Source organism: Pseudoalteromonas sp. MMG010 (genome assembly GCF_018100905.1).
Classification (GTDB): domain Bacteria; phylum Pseudomonadota; class Gammaproteobacteria; order Enterobacterales; family Alteromonadaceae; genus Pseudoalteromonas.
On sequence record NZ_JAGJEG010000014.1, the window covers coordinates 1 to 19,084 of the forward strand.

The 19,084-nt window shown below is 36.3% G+C and carries 14 protein-coding genes and 1 tRNA gene; 11 read left to right on the top strand and 4 right to left on the bottom strand.

Going from position 1 to position 19,084, the window contains the following annotated elements:
• From J8L70_RS13245 to J8L70_RS13260, 4 genes are all read right to left on the bottom strand, one after another.
• Positions 1-3,000, bottom strand: a 3,000-nt coding sequence (locus J8L70_RS13245; RefSeq protein ID WP_211056077.1) for an Ig-like domain-containing protein, incomplete at its 3' end; no start/stop codon positions are given.
• A 34-nt stretch (positions 3,001-3,034) separates the two neighbouring features.
• Entirely contained in the window at positions 3,035-4,171 is a 1,137-nt protein-coding gene (locus tag J8L70_RS13250) for a FecR family protein (protein ID WP_211056078.1), read from the bottom strand.
• 12 nt (positions 4,172-4,183) lie between these two features.
• Positions 4,184-5,500, bottom strand: a complete 1,317-nt coding sequence (locus J8L70_RS13255) for a DUF2860 family protein (protein ID WP_211056079.1) — start codon at positions 5,498-5,500, stop codon at positions 4,184-4,186.
• A 403-nt stretch (positions 5,501-5,903) separates the two neighbouring features.
• A tRNA-His gene (locus J8L70_RS13260) sits at positions 5,904-5,979 on the bottom strand.
• A gap of 271 nt (positions 5,980-6,250) precedes the next feature.
• Between J8L70_RS13260 and J8L70_RS13265 the strand changes: the two genes are divergently transcribed.
• The 11 genes from J8L70_RS13265 (at position 6,251) to J8L70_RS13315 (ending at position 19,084) form a co-directional block, all read left to right on the top strand.
• Positions 6,251-7,069: a mechanosensitive ion channel domain-containing protein gene (locus tag J8L70_RS13265; protein WP_211056080.1), complete on the top strand. Its 819-nt coding sequence runs from the start codon at positions 6,251-6,253 to the stop codon at positions 7,067-7,069.
• Between the two features lie 128 nt (positions 7,070-7,197).
• Positions 7,198-7,980, top strand: coding sequence for a DUF481 domain-containing protein (locus tag J8L70_RS13270; RefSeq protein ID WP_211056081.1), 783 nt, complete (start codon positions 7,198-7,200; stop codon positions 7,978-7,980).
• 127 nt (positions 7,981-8,107) lie between these two features.
• Positions 8,108-10,657: an SLBB domain-containing protein gene (locus J8L70_RS13275; RefSeq protein WP_211056082.1), complete on the top strand. Its 2,550-nt coding sequence runs from the start codon at positions 8,108-8,110 to the stop codon at positions 10,655-10,657.
• 170 nt (positions 10,658-10,827) lie between these two features.
• On the top strand, positions 10,828-11,784 hold the full coding sequence (locus J8L70_RS13280; protein ID WP_211056083.1) for a Wzz/FepE/Etk N-terminal domain-containing protein: 957 nt from the start codon (positions 10,828-10,830) through the stop codon (positions 11,782-11,784).
• A gap of 294 nt (positions 11,785-12,078) precedes the next feature.
• The gene (gene rfbB, locus J8L70_RS13285) at positions 12,079-13,167 is read left to right on the top strand and encodes a dTDP-glucose 4,6-dehydratase (protein ID WP_211056084.1); all 1,089 of its coding nucleotides are present in this window, start codon (positions 12,079-12,081) and stop codon (positions 13,165-13,167) included.
• A 3-nt stretch (positions 13,168-13,170) separates the two neighbouring features.
• Positions 13,171-14,046 (top strand): glucose-1-phosphate thymidylyltransferase RfbA, encoded by an 876-nt coding sequence (rfbA, locus tag J8L70_RS13290; RefSeq protein ID WP_211056085.1) that lies wholly within the window; start codon positions 13,171-13,173, stop codon positions 14,044-14,046.
• Positions 14,047-14,049: 3 nt separating this feature from the next.
• A complete protein-coding gene (locus J8L70_RS13295; RefSeq protein WP_211056086.1) occupies positions 14,050-15,129 on the top strand; it encodes a DegT/DnrJ/EryC1/StrS family aminotransferase in 1,080 nt (359 codons plus the stop codon).
• A 113-nt stretch (positions 15,130-15,242) separates the two neighbouring features.
• Positions 15,243-16,679, top strand: coding sequence for a lipopolysaccharide biosynthesis protein (locus J8L70_RS13300; RefSeq protein WP_211056087.1), 1,437 nt, complete (start codon positions 15,243-15,245; stop codon positions 16,677-16,679).
• A 40-nt stretch (positions 16,680-16,719) separates the two neighbouring features.
• On the top strand, positions 16,720-17,172 hold the full coding sequence (locus J8L70_RS13305; protein ID WP_211056088.1) for a GNAT family N-acetyltransferase: 453 nt from the start codon (positions 16,720-16,722) through the stop codon (positions 17,170-17,172).
• Positions 17,169-18,083 (top strand): pyridoxal-phosphate dependent enzyme, encoded by a 915-nt coding sequence (locus J8L70_RS13310; protein WP_211056089.1) that lies wholly within the window; start codon positions 17,169-17,171, stop codon positions 18,081-18,083. Before J8L70_RS13305 ends, J8L70_RS13310 begins: the two co-directional genes overlap by 4 nt.
• Positions 18,080-19,084, top strand: coding sequence for an ATP-grasp domain-containing protein (locus J8L70_RS13315; RefSeq protein WP_211056090.1), 1,005 nt, complete (start codon positions 18,080-18,082; stop codon positions 19,082-19,084). The genes J8L70_RS13310 and J8L70_RS13315 overlap by 4 nt, the downstream gene beginning before the upstream one ends.

The window sequence follows — 19,084 nt, forward strand, 5'->3', positions numbered from 1 at the left end:
AGCACTGGCTGCGGTAATACTGAGTGCATCGTTATCAATATCGGTGTCGTTAGCTAATACATCAATGGTAATGGGGGCTGCATCTTCGTCCATGCTAGCGGTGTCGTTTACTGCCACGGGCACATCGTTTACCGAATTAATGGTTACTGCGACGTTTGCAGTTGCGCTGCCTTCATTGCCATCATTAATAGCGTAGGTAATAGTTGCTGTGCCATGTGTATCAGCGGGCGGTGTGTATTGCAGTTTGTTACTGATAATACTCACGGTGCCAATATCAGTGGTGGCCGCGGTAATACTGAGCGCGTCGTTATCAATATCAAGGTCGTTTGCTAATACATTAATTAATGTACTGGCGCTATCTTCTTCAATAGTGATGTTATCTGCTAAAGCAATCGGTGCATCATTAACCGCAATAATCGTAACAACTAACGAGCCCGTTGCAACGCCTTCGTTACCGTCGCTTAGTGTATAGCTTAGCGTAGCGGTACCATTGGTATTGGCTGGTGGCATATAACTTAGTTGGTTATCAACAATGGTGACGCTGCCAATATCAGCAGTGGCTGCGGTAACACTGAGCGTATCGTTATCAATATCAAGGTCGTTAGCGGTTACATTTACGATAACGGCTGTATCTTCGTTGGTTGTAATTGCGTCATTATTTGCAATTGGGAAATCGTTTATATTGTTAACGACTATATTAACGGTCGCAGTGCTGTCATTTGTGTCGTTTATTCCTGCGCTATATCCATCTGATAATGTATAAGTGATTGTCGTTTCACCATAAAAATCACTCGGTGGAGTAAAATTGATTTGGTTATCAATAATGCTTGCTTCACCAAGGGTATGATCAATGCTAGCAATCGTAATAGTATCGCCATTAGCATCGCTATCATTTTCTAATACATTAAAAGTAACATTACTGCTGTCTTCATCAATGGTATAGCTATCGTCAACAGCAATTGGGTATGTATTTTCATTACTCTTAGAGAGCACCACTTGCGCTGTTGCGGTTAAACCAAACTCATTTTGAATTTCATAACTAAAGCTATCTACGTAAAATTCAATGGTATTGGGTTGATATGTGAATGCACCATTCGTTTGTAGCGTTAAAGTACCATATTGGGTATCAACGATAGGGTTGGTATTGACACTAAGAGAACCCGACTCAATATTAATATCGTTTATAAGTAAGCCATTATCAGCAGATATTTCGAGTAATTTATTTTGAGTAAAAGTGTACTCGTCATTTTGCGCAGTGGGATTATCGGCTACATTACTAATGGTTAACGTAACTAAAGCTGTAGCCGTTGCGCCTGCTGTATCGATTATTTGGTATTGAAATTCATCAACGCCAAAAAAATTAGCATCTGGTATATAGCTAAAGCTACCATCATTACTTAATAGTAATTGACCGTGGCTGGGGGAAATAATAAAGCTTTCATCTATGGTAAAGCTATTATCATCAGCATCGCTATCGTTGCTGAGTAACCCTTGCTCAAGAGAGACCTCTAGCTTAACGTCTTCAGATAATGCATAGCTGTCGTTCACTGCGATAGGGGGCGTGTTTTCGTCACTAGCATTTATTATCACTGTTGCAACAGCTTCGCCACCATTTAAATCGGTAACACGATATTGAAAGCTATCATTAATAGCGATGCTTTCTGTGCTTTGATATTCAAACCCGCCGTCAGAAAAAAGTGTTAATGCACCGTAAGTTGGTTGGTTCACAGGGGTTGTATCAATACTAAGCGTGTCTAAATCTATATCGCTATCGTTTGCAAGTAAACCTGGGGCGTCAACTAATAAGTAACCATCAACATTAACGGTATAACTGTTATTTAAGGCTACAGGGTTGTCGTTAATTGCGGCTACCGTTATTTCAACCAATGCGGTGTCGGTTAAACCAAGTTCATTACTTACTTCGTAACTAAATACATCATTACCATTAAAGTTAGCGGCAGGGGTGTAGGTAAAATCACCTAATTCATTAATTTCAAGCGTGCCATATTGAGGTTGCACCAGTGTATTTAATACAACGGCTAAATCGCCTAAATATAAGTTTATGTCGTTGGTTAACACATTACCATTAACGGGAGTGTCTTCGTTTGTTTGATAGTTATCGGTAATAGCTTGCGCAGAGAAACTAAGCTCTCCATTTAAGGGGGCAATATTAATTAATTCGGAAAATGCGCTTTCACCACTGCCCTCAACACCGGTAATTAAAATTTGATAACTTTCATCGCTCAGAACATTATCAATTATTAAATCAGTATCGGTTAAACTTAGATATTGTTGGCCGTTGTTTAATTGCTCAATGTTATTAGGTAATACGCCAGCTTCTGTTGCTAGGTAAACGTTATAACGATTAACGTTAGTATTTTCTTGCCACGATAAATTTATGCTGGTGGTGTCTCGGGTCGCTGTTACCCCTGAAATGCTATAAGGCTGCCAGTTAAGTGTGGCTGTGTTTGCAAGCACGGTATTATTTAATAAATCAGTTACCCAAATTTCTATTCGCACAGAGCCTGAAACTTCACCATAAATATACGGGCTGAGACCAATCACCGATTTTTCAAAACTTGAGCCGCAGTTTTCATTACACAACGCAATGCTTTTATTTACATTTGCAAGCACTAAATCTACGTTATTAATGCCATCTTCATCGCTTACAGCCAGTAAAAATGTAACGTTACCTTGTGTAATCTCACTCGTTTGGCTAAACGAAAGTGACGCCTCAGCATTAGTCACATCATTATTGAGTGATACTAAATTAGCCACCGCACTACCTGATGCCGTTAATTTAGCAATAGATGTTGTAGCTAGCGCATCGGTTAAATCAATAGTTTCACTGCTGGGTAGCGCTACGTTTTGGCTGTTTGAATTTATTGTATCGCTGCTTGTTGCTGCTGTTATATTCGTTGTTTCTTCAGATTCAGAACCACCGCAAGCCGATAATAAAAATACCATTGAACTAAGTAAAAGTAGGTTTTTTGCTACCATTTTAAAATTTCCTAATATGCATAGTTATGGCTTTTTAAGGCTCTAAACGAAAAGAGCCCGATGAATTAACCGCGGGGTTGTTTACTTCGGTTAAACTAAAATTACCTGTAATCGTGTCTAAACCATTAAAAAAGGCCGCTTCTATATCACCGGTCGCTAAATTATTTTCGTGTGAGGCAAATGTAACCGCTAAGTCTAGTTCGCTCACATTAATTAAACCGCTATAAGCTGCATACCAGTTGCCTTGTGCATCATTAAAGCTAATTTCACCATCGGGGACTGTGCCATCATCAAAGTCAATCGACATACTCATAGCAAAGTCGCTAACTAGCCCTTCAGTTGAAGAAACAGAAAACTCAGTTGCTTGATAATTAAATACACCTTGGCGCTGTGCTATTTGGTCAACCAATGATAGTTCTGACACTGTTTGAAATTGTTGTTCAGCATATATATCGGTAGGTGTCGTTTCTGATTCTACCTCTACCTCATCTTCAGTGGGCGACTCTATACCAGCGTTGCTATCTGTAGAGCTATTTTGTTTGGTTTGACGGCTATTACCACTTATTTTAGAGACCGTTTGTTCAAATACATTAGCCGGTTCATCGGTTGTAAGTATGTCGCCAGAAGCAGTGATTTGAGCAAACGAAAAGTCTTCTTGGTTACCTAACGATACGGAACGTTGATCATCTAAGGTTAAATCAATTGCACCATCCCATACGGCGACAAACATATCGCCGTTAACCAGTTGCACTTCAAAATGGGTACCACGAATACCAATAGAGCCAACAGGCGTTTTTATTTTATAATCGCCACCATTTTTTTTAATCGCACCCGAAATAGACCGCAGCCCTCCTTTTAATAACTCTATAGAGGCACCGCCTTGCTGTGTTTGTACGTCAAAGTCATAATTAGAAATGGCTAATTCAGAATTCTCTTTTAAAGCAATAAGGCCGCCATCAGTCATCGAAAACTGTGCTTTACTGTTACTGCCTGTTGTTATGCTATCAACATCAAATACGCTATCACGGCGTTTTAACTGCCTAAGTTCAGACGTTGAATTTGTTGCTTGCACTAAACCGCTTGCTAAAATTGTTTTTCCAGCAGGTGTATTTGCTTGAGCGTTAAAGCTTGCACATGTTAATAAACATAAAGTAGTGAATAAAGTTTTCATAGATACCTTCAATTAAAATGCGTAACTTATACTTAAATTTGCATCTAAGCGGTCGTATTCAAATAATGCAATATTGCTGTTTTTAGTTTGATAATTAGCTGTTAATTTCAATGCTAAATCTTGATTAACTAAATAGCGTACAGAGCCCGATAGCATCATTAAGTTATCGTCGCGCTGTTGCAAAAATAAAGGGTGTTCGGTTTTGTAATTAATCGATTGATAGCCAATTAACGAAAGCAGTTGCCACTGACTAGATAACTGAGTGTTTGCTTGGTAATACAAAGCTAAAATGTCGCGACTATTGTAATCACCACTACTTAAATCGGCATTTTCTGAAGTGCCGTTTAAATTTAAACTATGAAACCAGGCTCCCGACACATAACTTCCTCCCGCAGAAACGCTATAAAACGTATTATCGAGTTTTTCATCAAATACATTATTAAGTGCACCATATGATACCGAGCTAAATAACGAATAAGGCTGACTTGGCTGATAATGCGCTCCAAATGTAAGTGTCGATTCATTACGGTAAAAGTCGCCATCGAGGAAAAGGGGGGTTATGCCAATTTTTGTATACCACAGTGTATTAAATTTCTTATATTGATAGCTTGCATTAATACGGCTACTTAGTCTGTCGTATTGATCTAACTCTGAAAATTTATACCATTGAGTATGAGCATTAACGCTAAATGCACTGTTTTTAGTTAAAGGGGCAGAGTATTGGCCATTATATTTAAGCAATATGTAATTATCGTCGCTGCTTTTACTTTCAGAGGATAATAAAACTTCACCTAATTGTGGGATCACAATTGTGTCTTCGGATGTGCCCGCGTTTACGTTTCCATCAACACCTAACGCAAGTTCAATACTTTGTTTTACCGTTGCGGTACCTAGGTCGTTATTGGCAGCAGATAATAAATTTTTGGCAGAAGTTTTTATACTGTTAGAGGCGCTATCAGCATTTATTAGTAAATTAGCTTGGGTAATGGCTGCGGGTAAGTTATTTATAGCAATATATGCACGGGTTAAATATAAGCGTGCTTCTAACCAATTTGGATTGGCTTCGACTACGCGTTCAAAGGCAAAAACAGCAGGATCTGCATGATCCGTTTTTAAAGCCACAATACCTAATAAAAAATCAAATTCGGGTTCACCTAAAAATTCAACATGCTGATTGCTAAGAGTATAAGCTTGTTGAAATTTTTGCGCAGCAATTAGGCGCTTTACATCATTTACTAATTCATCGTAATTAATTGTTTTAGAGTACGAAAGTGTACTGCTAAACATTAAATAAATAATGAGTGAAAATTGAAATAGACGCTTGCTCATGCTTGAATTTAAACCCATAGTAAATAGAAATCTAAGTAAGTAATAAGTACTTATAATGAGATGCTATACTAGCACTTTATTGATAATTCTTAAAGGTTGAAAAGTGTTCAATTGCATTTTCTTCATTAATTAAGATTAATGTCGTATGAATAATCTGGCTTTTTATTAATAGAAGACGTCTATAAGGATGAATCAAGCAGCATTTTTAAATACACCACCCAAATAGAGCTTTAGCGTATTTAGCTAAGTTTAACTGTTGAGTATAGTGAAATAGTGCGAAGAGAATTTTAATAACTTAATAAAAAAATGATTTTAATAAATATAAAAGCAATAGATTTTATTTAGCTTGAAATAAAATGTAGGAAATTTAAAAGTAGGAAATTTGAATATAGCAGGGAAAAAATGGGGCGATTGACGGGGCTTGAACCCGCGACAACCGGAATCACAATCCGGGGCTCTACCAACTGAGCTACAACCGCCACTATACACCTTTGTTGGTGTGGCGCGCATAATACATAAAATTATAATTATTGAAAAGCCTTTTAATTAAAAAAATAAAAATAAATCATAATTAAAATAATTTATTCGCAAATTTAAATACAGAAGATAAACACAGGTTGAGTGTATTTTGAGCGAATCATAAATTAATGTCCCTTTTTTTAATAAAAACTTACTGTTTTTTAAATATTAAATGTAAATTTATGTATAATAAGTCCAGCAAAATGCTTAATCACTATATACGGAGTTAATATGGATTCAATGATCACTTGGTTGAATGAAAATTCAGACCTTATTTTAGGCTACGCAATACAAATTGTAATCGCATTGGTTATATTTTTATTGGGTGGTCGTATTGCTAAGTTTTGTTCACGCTTAACGCAAAAAGCATTCGACAAGAAAAAAGTTGATGTAGCTGTAGGCGCATTTGTTGCCAGTATTGTTTATGCAATTGTATTTGCTGCCACTATATTAATGGCGCTTTCACAAGTTGGCATTGAAACAACCTCATTTGTTGCTATTTTAGGTGCTGCCGGTTTAGCCGTAGGCCTAGCATTACAAGGTTCGTTATCTAACTTTGCTTCGGGTGTGTTAATTATATTACTTCGCCCATTTAAATCAGGTGATTTTGTTGAAGCCGGTGGTAAAGCGGGTACAGTTAAGAAAATTGAAATTTTCTCTACCGAATTACGTACACCCGATAACAAAGTTATCATTGTTCCTAACTCGGGCATTATGTCGGGCGCTATTGTAAATTATTCACGCGAATCAACACGCCGTATTGATTTAGTGATTGGTGTTGGTTACGATGCCGACCTACGCAAAGCGAAAGAAGTATTAACGTCTGTATTAGATGCAGAAACTCGTTTACTTAAAGACCCAGCGTACACTGTTGCAGTATCTGAGCTGGCTGATTCAAGTGTAAATTTTGTTGTTCGCCCTTGGGTTAATAGTGCTGACTACTGGCCAACATATTTCTCGTTAATGGAAAATATTAAAATTGCATTAGACGATGCAAACATTGCTATTCCATTCCCGCAAATGGACGTACATTTGCATAAAGAAAGTTAATACTTACTTTAAATAAATAGTAACCCTTAAAAAGTAACTCATTACATGAGTTGCTTTTTACTTTATTAATAGGGTTATAAATTCAATGTGGTAAGTGTAAATTAAACTGTTTTAAAGGTTATTTTTAAATGAAATTAAAGTGTTTATCTCTAGTAATTGCTGCGGCAGTTACAACTAATGCGTACGCTGCAGATGCAGAACAAAAAACGTGGGATATTACAAGTGAAGTAGGTGCTATCATTACAAGTGGTAATACAGAAACTACAACACTTAAAGGTGGAATTAAAGTTCTTCATAATTTAGAACGTTGGAATAACGAGTATAAACTCGACGGCATCTATAAAGAAGATGAAGTAGAAGATGACGAAGGTAACTCAGAAAAACAACGTACTAACGAAAAGTATTCTTTTTCTGCACAAGGCAACTACAAATTAAATGAAGCGCATTCGCATTTATTCATTTATGGTTCACACGTATCAGACTATTTTGGTGCGTATCGTGATGAGTCAGTAATTTCTGCGGGTTACGGTCTTCGTTTATTAAACAAAAGCGACATGTGGTTAAGTGCTGAAGTAGGTCCTGGTTATAAGTTTTTTAACTACTCAGACTCAAGCACTGCCGAAGATGACAATGGCAACTTACTAGCGGGTACTAGCGAAAGTGAAATTATCGCGTTAGGTAAGTTAAACTTTGATTGGACTATTTCTGATAATGCGCGTTTTACACAGCTTCTTGCTGTTGAATACGGTGATACAAACACCAAAACCAGTTCAGAAACAGCCTTGTTAGCAAAAATTAACGGTTCACTACAAATGAAAGTGGCGTTTAATGTAACTAACAACTCAGTAGTCGCTGATGATGAAGAAAATACTGATACTGAAACATCGTTAACACTTGTTTATAGCTTTTAAAATAAACAATTACCGTTGTTAAGTACAAACTTTGAAAAAAAGGGGCATTAGCCCCTTTTTTATTTTTAATAAATTAGTGTATTATGGCCGCTAATTTTCGGCTGTAGAACTAGGGATAAACCTACCTGTGAATATTTTTAAATATTTTTTAAGCTTTTTAATTTTTGTTAGCAGCTTAAGCGCCATGGCATTTACGCCAACCAGCGCACAATTAGAGCAATTTAAAAATTTGCCAAAAGCACAACAACAAGCTTTGGCTAAACAGTATGGTGTAGATATTTCGGTTATTACAGGAAACAGCCAGCAAAGTAATACCGTACCTGAGCCGCAAGATACAATAGGCGAACGTAAACTACAAAACGAAGCACAAAACAATACAAACAAACCAGCAAAGCCTGCCCCTATAAAACCTTATGGTTACGAGTTGTTTGCAGGCGAACCCACCAGTTTTATGCCAAGCGAAACCGCCGCGGTACCCGATACCTATATTGTTGGCCCGGGCGATCAATTAAAAATTAATTTTTACGGTAAAGAAAGTAATAGTTTTAATGTAACTGTTGACCGTGAAGGGCGCTTAAGTATTCCCGATTTAACGCCTGTTAATGTTGCTGGCTTAACTTTTGCCGAAATTAAACAGTTAATAAAAGCCAAAGTAGAGCAAGAAGTGATTGGTGTGCAAGTATTTGTATCGCTAGGTCAGCTTCGTAGTATGCGTATCTTGGTATTAGGTGAAGCCTATAAACCAGGTAGTTATAGTGTGTCGTCGCTAACAACGGTATCGCATGCACTGTTTGTGAGCGGTGGCGTGAGTGATATTGCTTCTTTGCGTAATATTCAAGTAAAGCGCGCGGGTAAAGTGGTAACCACCTTTGATTTATATAATTTACTAATTAATGGCGATAGCAGTAACGACATTATATTAAAGCCGGGCGATGTAGTATTTGTACCTTCGGTAGGCCCACAAGTAACAGTAGAAGGATTAGTTAAACGTCCTGCTATTTTTGAACTTAAACAAGGCGAAACAGCCAAGCAATTATTAAAAATGGCAGGGGGACTAAAACCTGGGGCCTACAGTAAAAATGCGACAGTAGAGCGTTTTAGTAATGAACAAAAAGAAGTACTCACCGTCGACTTTTCACAAAATAATATTAACTACATTCCGCAAGACGGCGACCGTATACGCTTTAACAAAATAAGTGCGCAGTATAAAAACTCGGTAAAATTAATTGGTGCTGTAGTGCGCCCAGGTAATTACCAATGGGTTAAAGGGCAACGTATTGCAGATGTATTAAAGTCGGTACGCGGTGATTTACTGCCTCATGCCGATTTAAACTACGGTTTATTAGTTCGCGAAATGAATGTAAATGGCGATATTAGTGTTTACCAATTTAATGTAGCGCAAGCAATTACTAAAAATGCGCAAAATAACCTAACGTTAAATAGTAATGATAAAATTATTATTTTTAGTGAGTACGAAGAAAAAGAAGCAGAGCAAACTGCCGATGCTAATTCAAAAAGTGGTAATCACCAAAATGAAAGCCTTGATAATATTACAAACGAGCAAGCAAATACAAAGCAATTAAATGCTACAAGCTATGCAACAAACAGCCGTAATAACTTATTAGCGCCAGTAATAGAAAAACTTAAACAACAAGCCTCTACTAAACAAGCTATTCAGTTAGTCGAAATTAACGGCCATGTTACTTACCCTGGTGTGTATCCATTAACTATTAATGGTAATACGGCCGGATTAATTGCAGCTGCAGGGGGGTTATTAGAGTCGGCTTATACTCAACAAGCCGAGATTACGCGCCTTGCAGGTAATGATTCATCGCGTGTTGAACATGTTAGCTTTAATTTAGATAATGAGCTTTCGGGTGAGCAAGCCAATAGCATTACATTACAAAGTAAAGACACCATTAATATTTTTGCTATTCCTAACTGGCAAGAACAAGTAAAAGTAACGCTTAAAGGTGAATTAAAGTTCCCTGGTACTTATACGATACGCCGCGGCGAAACCCTTAACGATTTACTTAAGCGCGCGGGTGGTTTTTCAGCGTTTGCGGCTCAAAATGCAGCCGTATTTACCCGCCAATCAATTAAAGAGCAAGAGCAGGCCCAAATAGCACGCCTTGCGACTGAGTTGCGCCGAGATTTAGCTTCAAAAAGCTTTCAAAACTCAATTAGTAGTAGCAACTTAAGCTACGACGAAATGGACAGATTAGTAAACGACCTGGCTAAAGTAAAAGCATTAGGGCGTTTGGTTATCGATTTACCGCTAATAGCCAACAATGAACAAACCTTAGTACTACAAGATGGCGATGCGCTTTATGTACCCAGTAAGCGTGATTCAATCAGTGTTATCGGTGAGGTTAATTACTCTACATCACACTTATATAAAACGGGTGTAACGCTTGACGATTATTTAGCGTTAAGTGGTGGGGTTAAAGATCGTGCCGATGAAGATAAAATATACATTATTAAAGCCAATGGCTCGGTGGTTATTCCTAAACAAAGTAACTGGTTTGCAGTTAATAACAGTAATAACTTAGAAGCGGGCGATACTATTGTTGTGCCACTAGATTCAAGCCATATGGATGATTTAACGCTATGGAGCACGGCAACACAAATACTGTATCAACTTGGTGTAGCCGTTGTTGCAATAACCAGTATATAAAAAGCGGTATATAAGGCACTAGCATAAGCCTAGTGCCTTAAAGTGATTAAATGAGTTGCTGACAAAACACGAACATCAATTTATCACCCTTTTTATATTGCAGCTAAATATGTAAATCGAGTACTTAGAATTTATAATGGAAAATATTGAATAATATGCAGAGTACAAATATGCAAAACCCAAGTACACCAGTACCAAATAACCAGTTTGTTGCCGATGATGAAATAGATCTTAAAGAACTGTTTAGTGTTATTTGGCAAGGTAAATGGATTATTATTGCTATTACAATGGTATTTGCCATCGTTTCGGTTTTTTATTCACTACAGCTTCCTAATATATATAAATCGGAAGCGTTACTCGCACCCGCCGAAGAGCAGCAAGGTGGCGGGCTTAGTGCGCTAGCGGGGCAATTTGGTGGTTTAGCCGGTTTAGCTGGCGTTAATTTAGGTGGCGGTGGTAGTAATAAAAGCCAAATGGCGATCGAAATACTTAAATCGCGCCAATTTACCAGTAACTTTATTCAAAAGCATAATTTACTACCTAATTTAATGGCGGTTGAGTCGTGGGATTTAAATACAAATACCTTAACATATAATCCTGAGGTATATAATGCTGAAAAGAATACCTGGTTACGTGAAGTAAAAGCGCCTAAACAACCAAAGCCCTCACTGCAAGAAGCTTACAAAGAGTTTATTAAAATACTCAATGTTAACGAATCGAAAGACTCGGGAATGATTAGCCTCTCGGTAGAACATCAGTCGCCATTTATTGCACAGCAATGGGTTAACTGGTTAATACAAGATATAAACGCAGAGATGAAAACCCGTGATGTAGATGAAGCTAATAAAAGTACTGAGTTTTTAACGCTACAGTTAGAGCAAACAAAAATAGCCGATATACGCAGCGTGCTTTATAAATTAATAGAAGAGCAAACAAAAACTATTATGTTTGCCAATGTGCGTGACGAATACGTATTTAAAACCATTGATCCAGCATTGGTCCCTGAGGAAAAATCAAGTCCTAAGCGAGCATTAATTTGTATTCTCGGAGTGCTATTAGGTGGAATGTTAAGTGCCATGTTAGTACTTATTCGTCATTTTACTAATAAAAATCAGTTGGAGTATTAACTGTTATTACTTTTTATTTAAGCTTCATATTTTAATGGCTAGTGGGCTAGTGGGCTAGTGGAGTTATGGTGTTTGCTTAATTAAAAAATAACTTTATAGCATTAACAAATTTCTACGACTAATAGGATAAGTTGACAGGTTCTTTTGGTTAAAGTCATTTGTAGTGAGGCATCAATATATACGACAGTATATTCAGTAGGTATTTAAATATAACATGATACCTTTATATATTTGTAACAAAGGGCTTTGTGAAATAAGTCTCATGGAAATCATTTAAATTATACAGGGTTTATTTTGAAAATATTAGTTACAGGCGGAGCTGGTTTTATTGGTTCAGCTGTTGTTCGCCACATTATCGATAACACAGAAGACTCGGTAGTTAATGTAGATAAGTTAACTTACGCGGGTAATTTGGAGTCATTAAAATCGATAGATGATAACGAGCGATACCATTTTGAACAAGTCGATATTTGCGACCGAATAGCATTAGATAACCTTTTTAAAACATATAACCCCGATGCTGTAATGCATCTGGCTGCAGAGAGTCATGTTGATCGTTCAATTACAGGGCCTAGCGATTTTATCCAAACAAATATTGTGGGTACTTATAATTTATTAGAAGCTGCACGCGAATATTGGAGTACATTAAACGATGCGGCTAAAAAGGCCTTTAGATTTCACCATATTTCTACCGATGAGGTTTATGGAGATTTACCGCACCCGGATGAACAAGAAGGTGAGCTACCATTATTTACCGAAACAACATCGTATGCACCTAGTAGTCCTTATTCAGCGAGTAAAGCATCGAGCGACCATTTAGTGCGTGCTTGGCAGCGTACCTATGGTTTACCTACAGTTGTCACTAATTGTTCAAATAACTACGGGCCTTATCACTTTCCTGAAAAATTAATTCCTTTGGTTATTTTAAATGCATTAGAGGGTAAAGATTTACCTATTTATGGTAAAGGTGACCAAATTCGTGATTGGTTGTATGTTGAAGACCATGCTCGTGCTTTATATACAGTAGTGACCGAAGGTGCTATTGGCGAAACTTATAACATTGGTGGGCACAATGAAAAGCAAAATATTGAAGTAGTAAAAACGATTTGCGATATTTTAGATGTATTAATACCAAAAGAAACTAAATATGCAGAGCAAATTACGTATGTAACAGATCGTCCTGGTCATGATAGACGTTATGCTATTGACTCAACAAAAATGGGTGCTGAGCTTGGCTGGGCGCCAGAAGAAACTTTTGAAACGGGTTTGCATAAAACGGTTCAATGGTATTTAAATAATCAAACTTGGTGTCAAAATGTACAGGATGGATCATGTCAACGTGAACGTCTTGGGGAGATAAACCTAGATGAGCAAGGAGAATAAACGATGAAAGGGATTGTTCTTGCTGGAGGCTCAGGCACTCGCCTTTACCCAATTACAATGGGTGTTTCGAAACAATTATTACCAATTTATGATAAACCCATGATCTATTACCCAATATCAGTATTAATGTTAGCGGGTATTCGAGAAATATTGATCATTACTACTCCTGAAGACAGTGATGCATTTAAGCGTTTGTTAGGTGATGGTAGCCGATTTGGTATTGAACTGAGCTATACCGTTCAATCAAGGCCTGATGGGTTGGCACAAGCCTTTATTTTAGGTGAAGAGTTCATTGGTTGTGATGATGTATGCTTAGTATTAGGTGATAATATTTTTTATGGGCAAGGTTTTTCCCCTAAACTGAAACATGCTGTCGAAAATGCCAAAAATGGAAGTGGTGCTACTGTGTTCGGTTATCAAGTAAAAGATCCTGAACGTTTTGGGGTTGTAGAATTTGATAAAAACCATAAAGCTATATCTATAGAAGAGAAGCCAGTGCAACCTAAATCGCATTATGCTGTTACGGGGCTATATTTCTACGATAATTCCGTTGTTGGATTAGCTAAGCAGGTTAAACCTTCATGTCGTGGTGAGCTAGAAATTACTTGCTTAAATGAAATGTATTTGGAGCAAGGCAAACTTAATGTTGAGATGCTTGGCCGTGGTTTTGCTTGGCTTGACACAGGTACCCATGAAAGTTTACTCGAAGCTGCCCAGTTTGTTGAAACAATTGAAAAAAGGCAAGGTTATAAAATCGCTTGTTTAGAAGAAATTGGCTTTAATAATGGTTGGTTAACAAAACAGCAAGTAGAAACTTTAGCCCAACCATTTATTAAAAATAGTTATGGCCAATATTTAATCGAATTGATAAAAGAATAATTAATGATTGCTCTAAATAAACCACTTACACCTGACTTAGCAACTCTGACTAACTACTTAACACAAGTTAATGATAGCGGTTGGTATACTAATTTTGGTCCATTACATCAATTGCTTACTGAGCGTTTAGAAAAGTACTTAGGAGTTGAGAATCTATTACTTGTTTCAAATGGTACATTAGCGATCCAGGTGGCATGTAAAGCATTAAATATTAACTCTGCTATTACCACTCCTTTTAGCTTTGTAGCAACAACGAGTTCATTATTATGGCAGGGAATTGAAACTGCATTTAGTGATATAGATGAAAAAAGTTATAATTTATGTCCTCAAGCTTTAGATAAAGCACTAACGCAAGATAATCATTATGATGGCATTGTTGCAACTCATGTCTATGGGAACCCTTGTGATGTAAATGCACTTGGGGAAATCGCAAATAAGCATAATAAAAAAATAGTATATGATGCCGCGCATGCATTTGGTGTAAATATTGCGGGTGAGTCTGTACTTAAGTTTGGCGATGCTGGCACATTAAGCTTTCATGCAACTAAGGTGTTTCATACAGTAGAAGGTGGTGCGATCGTTTTTAAACATAAAGCTGATTATGAAAGAGCCAAGCAATTAATTAATTTTGGTATTCAAGCGAATGTAAAGTTAGGCGAGCCTGGTATTAATGCCAAACTGAATGAATATCAATGCGCAGTCGGCTTAACTTTACTTGATGAAATTGAACAAGTAATAGAGCACAGGGCATCATTATTTAATTTATACCGTGACGAATTAAATTGTATAGTTGAACTACCACAGTGGCATAATTTAGCTAATTTCAATGGTGCTTATATGCCTATCTATATTGCTGATAAAAAGTTACAGCAAAAAGTAATTGATGCCTTAGCGAGTAAAAATATTCAGAGTCGTCGTTATTTCACACCCTCCCTTGATATTGCTTATAGCGAGCAATACAGTTTTGGTTGTGAAGTTAGCCATGAAATTGCGGGTGGGGTTGTTTGTTTACCTTTACATGCGTATATGCAAAAGAAAGATATTTTGCAGGTGACCAATGAAATAAAGGCATTAGTAGTTTAATGGATTATTTAATTGACCATAATTGTTTTTAAATTGATGCTACCTAGGGGTTACAGCTAAATGCTTGCTTTTTACTCAATAGTTTTAACAAATATAAAAAAGCATAAAAATAAATGAAATCTACCACTAATGGGTTGAAATGGAGTGCAATTGAGCGATTAGTAGTTCAAGTCATCCAGTTAATTGTCATGCTTTACCTTGCTCGGTTATTAGGGCCTAATGCTTTTGGCTTGGTTGGTATGCTAGCCGTGTTTATTGCTATTAGCCAAACCTTTGTTGATAGTGGGTTTTCTTCTGCTTTAATCAGGCATACAGAGCGAACAGAAAAAGACTTTTCAACTGCATTTTATTTTAATATAGGTGTCGGAGTTTTTTGTTATAGCGTTTTATTTATAGCGGCCCCTTATATAGCGGTATTCTTTGAACAGTACGAGTTAATTAACTTATTACGAATATTAGGTTTAACGGTCATTGTTAATAGCTTTGCTATTGTACAACGAGCAAAGCTTACTATAGGTATGGATTTTAAAACTCAAGCTAAGGCTTCACTTATTAGCGTGTTTGTTAGTTGTGGTACAGCAATATACCTAGCAAATATGGGATATGGTGTTTGGGCATTGGTCGGACAAACATTAACCAATGCATTGTGTAACGTAGTCTTACTTAATATTTACATTAAATGGTTACCTACTTCGGGGTTTAGCAAAACTTCATTCGATTATTTATTCGGTTTTGGATCGAAGTTATTAGCCGCAGGGCTTCTTGATACTATCTTTAAAAATATTTACCAGATAGTAATAGGTAAACAATTTAATGCAAACGAGGTAGGTTTATTTACTCAGGCTAATCAATTAGCCAGTGTGCCAGCGATTACACTAACGTCAATAATACAGCGTGTTACTTACCCTATGTTGAGTAACATGCAAAATGATGTTGGTAAGTTTGAAGAGGCCTACTTGTTAACACTATGCATAGCTGCAGTAATTGTTTTCCCATTAATTATAGGGTTAGGTATTACAGCTATACCTCTAGTAGCTATTTTATTAGGTGAGCAATGGTTACCGGCTGCAGAATTATTAACTATTTTATGTTTTGCTTTTATGCTATATCCAATTCATGCCATTAATTTGAATTTATTGAATGTAAAAGGTCGCTCGGATATATTTTTAAAGCTCGAGCTGATAAAAAAAAGTGTAATTGTTTGTATGCTTTTAATTACAATTCCTATGGGAATTAAAGCAATGTGTATTGGTATGGTTGTACAATCGTATATTGCTTTTTTTATTAATTCCTTTTACACAGGTAAATTTTGTAAATTAAAAACAGCAAAACAATTAAAGGTACTCGCACCTATTTGGTTTGGGGTATTATTATGTGCGTTAATAACTTATTGTATTTCCTTTGTTGTTAGTTATCACATAAAAAGTGTTTATATACAGCTAGGTATTAATTTAAGTGTTATGCCTTTTTTGTATGTGACTTTTATACGGTTTTCTCAGGTGGACTTATATAGGAAAATAGTGGCAACGATTTTTAAGGCTAAAAATTGATTTCAGATCATTTAACTAAAAATATATTTTAGAGGGACTTATGGTTAAATTATTAACAAAAAGTGATCTTAATTGCTTTTTTAAGCTTTTAAATGAAATAGATGATGAATTTTCCCCATCTCTTTCTTCACGAGTTACGTTAGATGAATACACTTTAAAGTTACTAACACACGCAACCGTTTTTGGTATATTTCAACAAGAATATTTGGTTGGAGCTATTGCTGTTTATATGAACGACTTGGAAAGTGGAGTAGGGTATTGTCCGTTTATTGGTGTTTCATTCAAAAATAGAAAACAAGGTCTAAGTCAAAAATTATTAGATACAGCTATTAGTAACTTGAAAGATGATTGTTTTAAAATACTAAGGCTTACAGTAAAGAAAGATAGTGGAGCATTCTTTTTATATAAAAAGAATGGGTTTCATATTGTAAATAAATTTACATACTCAGATACAAATGTTGAAGGTTATGAAATGGAATTAAAATTATCGTGAATATATTTAAAACTCCAATTATAAAGTTGCAATATTTAGGTGTAAATTTATTTATTAAACGTGATGATTTATACCCTATATCAGGTGGTGGAAATAAAGGGCGTAAAGCTGAGTATATTCTCTCTAAGTGTATAGCTGAGGGTAAAAATGCGGTGGTAACCTGCGGAGGAGAGCAATCTAATCACGTCAGAGCTACAGCTATTCGATGTAAAGAACTTGGTTTAGCGTGTACCATTGTCATCCATGCACCAGATACTAATAACAATGAAGGTAATTTAAAGTTATTAAGGGTATTAGGGGTGAAAATTGTCTTCTGTGATATGGCCGATGTAGCCAATGTTATGGATGAAGAAATGGCCAAATTTATCACGCAAGGTTATAAACCTTTTTATATCTGGGGGGGGGGACATTGTATTGAAGGTACTCAAGCATACTACGATGCAGCTATAGAAGTACAGGAACAATCTGATGTAATGTTTAATTATGTCTTTCATGCTAGTGGTACAGGAGCTACACAAGCTGGGTTACACCTTGGTTTTAAAACAGCTAGCGCTTTAACGCAAGTTATAGGCGTTAGTGTTGCTAGGCAGAACCCGCGTGGAACAGAAGCTATTACAAATTCAATAACGGAATTTATAATAAAAAATAATTTAGCAAGTAACTTATCTGAAAATGTAGCATTTGACGATAGCTTCATGTGTGGTGGCTATGAAAAAACATCATCAGAACAGCTTGAAATGATAAAAAGGGTTGCTAGTAAAACGGGTATAATACTCGACCCCACATACACTGGTAAAGCCTGGTATGGTATGGAACAATATGTAAAAAACGGTAAGGTAAAGCCAGGTAGTAATGTACTCTTTTGGCATACCGGTGGTTTATTAAACTTAATGGCATCAAAATTTATATGAATATTTTATTAACTTCTGTTGGGCGACGTAGTTATTTAGTTGAATACTTTAAATCGGCAGTAGCAAGCTTAAATGGAAAAGTTCATGCCGCAAACAGTATTGAAACTTATGCGCTGCAACAAGCTGATGAGCACGTTATAACTCCAGAAATATACTCAGAAGCCTACATTCCATTTTTATTAGATTATTGTCAAAGTAATCAAATAACGATAATTATTTCTCTATTTGACATTGACTTGCCTATTTTAGCGAAGAATAAAGTATTGTTTAAGCAATCAGGCATTGAAGTAATTGTTTCAGATAAAAGTGTTATTGATATTTGTAATGATAAATGGAGGACCTACCAGTTTTTGGTTGGCCATAATATAAATACACCACAAACATATATTTCACTTAATGATGCGATAGCTGCACTTAACAATAACACTTTAACTTACCCTGTCATTATAAAGCCTCGTTGGGGGATGGGATCAATTGGTATTTACAAAGCTGATAACATTGAAGAATTGCATGTTCTTTATAACAAAGTTAAAAATGAAATTAATTCATCTTACCTTAGGTTTGAATCTGCGGCAGACAGTAATGCTATTTTGATTCAAGAATGCATACAGAGCGATGAGTACGGAATTGAAGTTATCAATGATTTAGAAAAAAACTACATCACTACCTTTTGTAAGCAGAAGTTAGCTATGCGCTCAGGTGAAACAGATCAAGCGATAACAATTGAAAACCGTAAATTATCAGCTATCGGTAAAGCATTGTCTTCATCATTAGGGCATATTGGAATTTTAGATTCTGATTGTTTAGAAAAAAATGGTGAATATTTTGTCTTAGAACTTAATGCAAGGTTCGGTGGGCAATATCCATTTTCACATTTGGCAGGTGCAAATATTCCAAAACAAATTGTTGATTGGTGTATTGGGCAAAAAACTAACAAAGACCTAACTACAATTACTGTCAATATACTTTGCAGCAAAGATATAAAACCAGTAAAGCTTTAA